The 6,764-nt window shown below is 41.3% G+C and carries 5 protein-coding genes; all 5 read left to right on the top strand.

The features are described 5' to 3' along the window. A partial coding sequence (locus ABZB17_RS18820; protein WP_372652477.1) for a tol-pal system YbgF family protein occupies window positions 1–858 on the top strand: 858 nt, incomplete at its 5' end. A gap of 11 nt (window positions 859–869) precedes the next feature. Further along, entirely contained in the window at window positions 870–2,660 is a 1,791-nt protein-coding gene (locus ABZB17_RS18825) for a hypothetical protein (RefSeq protein ID WP_372652480.1), read from the top strand. Between the two features lie 524 nt (window positions 2,661–3,184). Then, window positions 3,185–5,155, top strand: coding sequence for a DNA topoisomerase (ATP-hydrolyzing) subunit B (gene gyrB / locus ABZB17_RS18830; RefSeq protein ID WP_372652483.1), 1,971 nt, complete (start codon window positions 3,185–3,187; stop codon window positions 5,153–5,155). 141 nt (window positions 5,156–5,296) lie between these two features. Beyond that, the gene (locus ABZB17_RS18835) at window positions 5,297–5,878 is read left to right on the top strand and encodes a TIGR00730 family Rossman fold protein (protein WP_372652485.1); all 582 of its coding nucleotides are present in this window, start codon (window positions 5,297–5,299) and stop codon (window positions 5,876–5,878) included. A gap of 238 nt (window positions 5,879–6,116) precedes the next feature. Further along, window positions 6,117–6,764: trypsin-like peptidase domain-containing protein (locus ABZB17_RS18840; RefSeq protein ID WP_372652487.1), on the top strand; the 648-nt coding region annotated here is incomplete at its 3' end.

The raw sequence follows: 6,764 nt of genomic DNA on the forward strand, positions 1-6,764 counted from the left end.
GAACGTGTTTATATGGCCGGAAATGAAGATGCCGACGTGCAACTTCAACAGTACCTGAATCAATTTCCGAACGGAGCTTACGCTGCCAATGCACATTTCTATCTGGCAGAAATAAAATACAAAGAAGGCAGCTACGGGGAAGCCAATTCACACTATTCGTTTGTAGCCAACCAACCCGATAATATTTTTACCGAACAGGCACTTGCACGTGCATCGGAGCTGACATATAATGCCGGCGACTACGATACAGCGCTCGATCTGTTTAATCGCCTGGAAGAAAAATCAACAGGCAAATGGAATTCGCTTCGTGCCAACACCGGCCAGATGCGCTGCCAGTTGATCAATCAGAATTATCAGGCGGTAATTGTAGCAGCCGAAAAAGTAAATAAATCGGATGTAGCCAACGAAGCGCTTAAAAAAGAAACGGATTATGCCATTGGAAAATCGAATTACGAACTGGGCAATTTAAGTTCGGCAATTAGTCCGTTACGCGATGTGGCAAAAGACACCAAACTGGAGCAAGGTGCTGAAGCCAAATATCTGCTGGCAGAAATTTATTACCGCGATAATAACAGGGCAAAAGCCGAGGAAGAGATTGTTGATTTTATAGACAAAGGAACGCCATACACTTACTGGCTGGGGAAAGCCTTTTTATTACTGGCCAGCATTTACGAAGATAGCGGCGATCAGTTTCAGGCAAAACATACGTTAAAAAGCCTTGCTGAAAATTATAACGACGACAACGACGGAATAAAAGCCGAAGCGCAGCAACGTCTTGATGTTATTCTGACAAAAGAAGCGCAGCAGCAGCAAAACGCGGTGGACAGCTCGTTCCAAATGGAAATTAAACAAAACTAAAAATGCACAACATGTTCAAAACAGCTCGATATATTTTCACACTACTATTACTTGGCACTGCCGTTTTTGCACAGGCGCAACAAGATACCACGCTTACGAAGGAGGTTGAGGTTACAAAAGCATACAAACCCACACTCTCGGACGCCAACAAACTAAACAGCATGCCAACTATTGATGAAACAGAACACCAGAAACCGACATTCAATTACAACATCAACAGTAAGCCTGTTTTTAGCACGTTTTCGGTGAATCCGTTAAAAGCTGCCATTGTTGAAACATCAAAAGATCAAGACAACGGTTACGGTTTGGTACGCGCCGGATTGGGAACAACCTTCCGTCCGTATGGCGAGGTTTTCTTTAATAATCAGAATTCAAGAAATTCATTGTTTGGAATTCACGCCATGCACCTTTCGTCGTTTGACGATATTGAACTCGAAGGCGGCAATAAAGTGGATGCACCGTTTATGAAAAACGAGGTTGACCTGTTTGTAAAACATCTGGTTCAGGACAACGTACTTTCGGTGAATCTGGATTTCAAACACGATGCATTTAACTACTATGGTTACCCGTTAACTGCCGTTCCTGATCCTTTGCTTGAAGACGGCCAAACCATTAATTATTTCTACACCAAACAGTCGTTTGCAAAAGGCGGCATTAACATCGGGCTTAAAAACCCGACTGCCAAATACGATGATGCAACTATTGGTTTTGATTTTACTTACCATTATTTTGGAACAAAAACCGACCAGCGCGAACATTACGCCAATTTTATATTGGATGTGCAGCAACCAATGGTTACCGGCGTTGGACTGCTTGAAGGTGGCGTTTTATACACCCATGCCAGCGATATTTATCTGCAGGCCGACTCAACAACCGGCAATCGTTCGCAAATTATCATACACGCCAAACCGGCCTGGTTTGTTGGCGACGAAACAGCAAATATTACACTGGGAGTAAACACCTGGTTTATTATGGTTTCCGACGAAGATACCGAAGCTAAAATTTCACCTAATATCCGCGCCAATTGGGCACCGGTTCCGGAGCTGATAAATCTGTATGCCGGCATTGATGGCGATTACGTTAGCAATTACTATTCAAAAATAGCCTACGAAAATCCATTTGTCGATCCGGAGCACGATGTAATGAATTCGTTCCAAAAGTTTCGTTTTTATGGTGGTTTCGATGGTAAGTTCTCGAAAAAGACCAACTTTAAAATTTCGGCAGAATATGCTATAATCGACAACCAACCGTTTTACTACCTAAACGAAGCTTTATATCTCGATCCGGCATACAATCCTGCCCCATCGATTGTTGACAATACTTTTAAGGTTCTTTATGACAATATCGACCGCTTAAAACTTAATGCAGAAGTATTTCACGCCTCGTCAGATAAAGTTGACTTAACTGCATCGGTAAATTATTACACCTATAAACTCGACGAGCAGGAAGAAGCCTGGAACCTTCCGAAATGGGATGCTAATTTGAATATTGGGTACAAAGTAAGCGAACAACTCAGTTTGTCGGCCGATATCTTTTTAATGGGCGAAAGAAAAGCTTTGATCGTGGAACAACCTGATCTACCGCTTGCATATCCAACAAACATTATTCTGCCAAGTGCAATATACAAATCCAATAATCTCGAGACTGCTTTCGACCTCAACGTAAAAGGTAACTACCAGATCACCAATCAATTTTCGGTGTTTGCACAACTCAACAACTTTGGATTTCAAAAATATCAACGCTGGTTCGGATACCCGTTACAAAGCTTTAATATGCTGGCTGGTATAAGCTATTCGTTCTAAACAATACTAACAACTCAATTCGGTAAAAGGGAGGCAAAAGCTTCCCTTTTTTCGTGGGAGTCCCTTGAAAATCAATAGCGAAATCTGGATCAAGATTTAAAGACTCACCCTTATTGCGCCTTCGACACAATCGTCCCTCTCAACGCGCAGAGAAGGAATGAGTGAGAGTTAGATTCAACTTACTTTACTCTGATCAATGCTGGTAATTTTCCAGAAAAATGAATGTAATTAACGAAAAAACCAGACTCAATTTAACCGTTTTTTCTGCTCAATTTTCTCCGAAATAAAAACCGGCTGCTTCACCCTCATTTTGAGGTTAATATTTTGTTGAAAAATAAGGTCTTTTAACACATTAAAAACAGCACATTTCTGCCTATTTTTTATATATTTGTGGCGTGATTATCAGATCATTTTTAGAACAAGATAAGAGCTTAAAAATCAACTAGTTTTCTTCGAAAAGTTTTAAGGAATTTTTTGCGGGGGAAACTATTTTATTTTAGAGGATTTAATTTTAACAAACAGAGATGAGCGAAATTGAAAAAAATGAAGTCCAAAGCAATGGCAACGGAAACTACGGAGCAGATAGTATCCAGGTGCTTGAAGGTTTGGAGGCAGTAAGAAAAAGGCCGTCGATGTACATTGGCGACACCAACGAAAAAGGGTTACACCATTTGGTATACGAAGTGGTTGATAACTCGATCGACGAAGCATTGGCCGGTTACTGTAACAACATTGAAGTTATTATTCATGAAAATAATTCCATCACTGTAAAAGATGATGGACGCGGTATTCCCACCGAAAAACACTCAAAAGAAAATAAATCGGCGCTGGAAGTTGTTATGACCGTACTGCATGCCGGTGGTAAATTCGATAAAGATTCGTACAAAGTTTCGGGTGGTTTGCACGGTGTAGGTGTATCGTGTGTGAACGCACTTTCTACCTACCTGAAAGCAGAAGTGCACCGCGACGGAAAAATTTATGTACAGGAATACGCTATTGGGAAACCACAGGGCGATGTGCAGATTATTGGTACAACCGACAAAACAGGTACTCAGGTTACATTCCAGCCTGATGCCAGTATCTTCCTTTCCACCGTATATAAATATGAAATTCTGGCAGCCCGTTTACGCGAACTGGCTTTCCTCAATGCAGGAATCAAATTAAGAATTATCGACGAGCGTGTGACGGAGGAAGATGGTTCATTCAAATCGGAAGATTATTTTTCGGAAGAAGGATTAAAAGAGTTTGTTGAATACCTTGATGGTACTCGTGAAAAACTGATTGACGATGTGGTTCACATAACCACCGAAAAAAATGGTATTCCGGTAGAAATCGCTTTGCAATACAACACTTCTTTCTCCGAGAATATTCACTCCTATGTAAATAACATTAACACCATTGAAGGAGGAACGCATTTAACCGGTTTCCGCAGAGGTTTAACCAGGACCTTGAAAAACTATGCTGACCAAAGTGGAATGCTCCAAAAACTGAAATTTGACATCAGTGGAGACGATTTCCGTGAAGGATTGACCGGTATTATTTCGGTTAAGGTTCAGGAGCCACAGTTTGAAGGTCAGACGAAAACCAAATTAGGTAACTCTGAAGTGAGTTTATCTGTTGACCAGGCAACCAGTGAAGCCTTACAAAACTACCTGGAGGAAAATCCAAAGGCAGCCAAGCAGATTGTACAAAAGGTAATTCTGGCAGCTCAGGCGCGCCACGCGGCGCGTAAAGCCCGCGAAATGGTGCAACGTAAAAACGCACTTTCGGGTGGTGGTTTACCGGGAAAACTGAGCGACTGCTCGGAAAAAGACCCTTCAAAATGCGAAGTATTCCTTGTCGAGGGAGACTCGGCAGGTGGTACTGCAAAACAGGGCCGCGACCGCAGAACTCAAGCAATTCTGCCACTGCGTGGTAAAATCCTGAACGTGGAAAAAGCCATGCAGCACAAAATCTTCGAAAACGAAGAGATCAAAAATATATTTACAGCTTTAGGAGTTACCATCGGTACTGAAGAAGACTCCAAGGCGCTGAATATGGAAAAATTAAGGTATCATAAAATTGTGATCATGACCGATGCCGATGTGGACGGTAGCCACATTGCAACATTGATTATGACTTTCTTTTTCCGTTATATGAACGACCTGATTAAAAAAGGTCACCTTTATATTGCAGCTCCTCCACTTTACTTGATTAAGAAAGGTAAAAAAGAAGCTTATGCATGGAATGAGAGACAACGCTTGCAGTTGATTGAAGAGTGGGCCGACGGTAACGAAAGTGCCGTTCACACGCAGCGTTACAAAGGTTTGGGAGAGATGAATGCCGAGCAGCTTTGGTCGACTACCATGAACCCTGAGCAACGTACATTGCAACAGGTAACTATTGAAAATGCTGCTGAAGCTGACCACATTTTCTCCATGCTTATGGGCGACGATGTACCGCCGCGTCGTAAGTTTATCGAAGACCACGCTACCTACGCAAATATTGACGCGTAAATTAGATTTGAGATTTTAGTAATGTGTAGTTAAACACAACTACTTATACACTAAAATTTCATTCACGATATTTAGAAAACCGGGTAATGCCCGGTTTTCTCTTCCCATTACTAATTACTTACTACTCATATCTTTATTTAAATGAATATCTGTGTTTTCTGCTCATCAAGCAATGCCATAAACGATAAATATTTCGAGGCCGCACAAAACTTAGGCGAGTTAATTGGTAGAGGAGGGCACAATCTTATTAATGGTGGCGCCAATGTTGGACTGATGGAAGCAGCTACCATTGCCGCCAGCAAAGCAGGTGCAAAAACGGTAGGTATTATTCCCGAACGAATGATTGGCAGGTCGCTGGCCTCCAACAACTCGCACGAAGTAATAATTACCACAGATATGATGGAACGGAAAGCACAAATGCGCGACATGTCGGATGCTTTTATTGCATTGCCCGGTGGTTTTGGTACACTCGAAGAAATACTGGAGGTTATTACACTTCGTCAACTCTCCTACCACCATAAACCAATTGTTTTTGTGAACACAAATAATTTTTTCGACTACCTTTTTAAACAATTTGAGCTTTCGTATGTCGAACTCTTTGCAAAGGATATTTACCGACAATTATATTTTGTGGCAGAAACGCCTGAAGAAGCGATGAAATACATCGAAAATTACGAGGAAGTGGAACTCGATTCTAAATGGTTTAAGGTTCCTGAAAAATAATTGTACGTTTTTGTAATTATTAATACGATAAATTGTCGTATAATATGCATGTTCTGTCAAGCCATACTGACATAGTTACAGTTTAAGCCGTTTCTATTTTCACTTTTTAACACAATAAGCAACTACGTGTTAAATTATGCAAAATAGCGGCATTCACTGGCCGACGAGCAAAACAGTGGCAGTAAATTTGCGTTCTTAGTTGCCTAAGAAAACAAGAACGTTTAAAAATTTTTAAGTTATGAAAAGAGTAGGAAGAATTTCGCTGACATTTTTACTTGTTATAGCAGGTGCATTCGTAGGAGTTTGGGCTTACAGCACTTTTTTCGACAAGCCACAGGTGGTAACAGTGAAAGAAGAGCAAGCAGCACGATTTGTTAATTACCCCGCCGACAGTGAACAACAGTTACCCGATTTAACTTTTGCCGCCGAAAAATCGATTCATGCGGTGGTACATATTGCCACACAATCTGTTCGTACCGGGCAATGGTCGAGCGGCAACCCGTTTCTTGATGAGTTTTTTGGTCTGCAAAGGCAACAACCTCAAGTACAACAAGGTTTTGGGTCCGGTGTAATTATGTCGGAAGATGGTTATATTATTACCAATAACCACGTAATTGAAGATGCACAGAACATTAAAGTAATTCTAAACGATAAACGCGAGTTTGAAGCACGCCTTGTAGGTACCGATCCATCAACCGATATTGCCCTTCTAAAAGTTGACGCTGAAGATTTGCCTTATCTAACTTATGGCAATTCTGATAATCTGAAACTTGGCGAATGGGTTTTAGCTGTTGGTAATCCGTTTAATCTTACATCAACAGTTACAGCAGGTATCATCAGTTCGCAAGGACGTAATCTGGGAATAAACCAGGACCGCTACCGAATC

Origin of the sequence: Draconibacterium sp. (genome assembly GCF_041583095.1) — a bacterium.
Classification (GTDB): Bacteria; Bacteroidota; Bacteroidia; order Bacteroidales; family Prolixibacteraceae; genus Draconibacterium.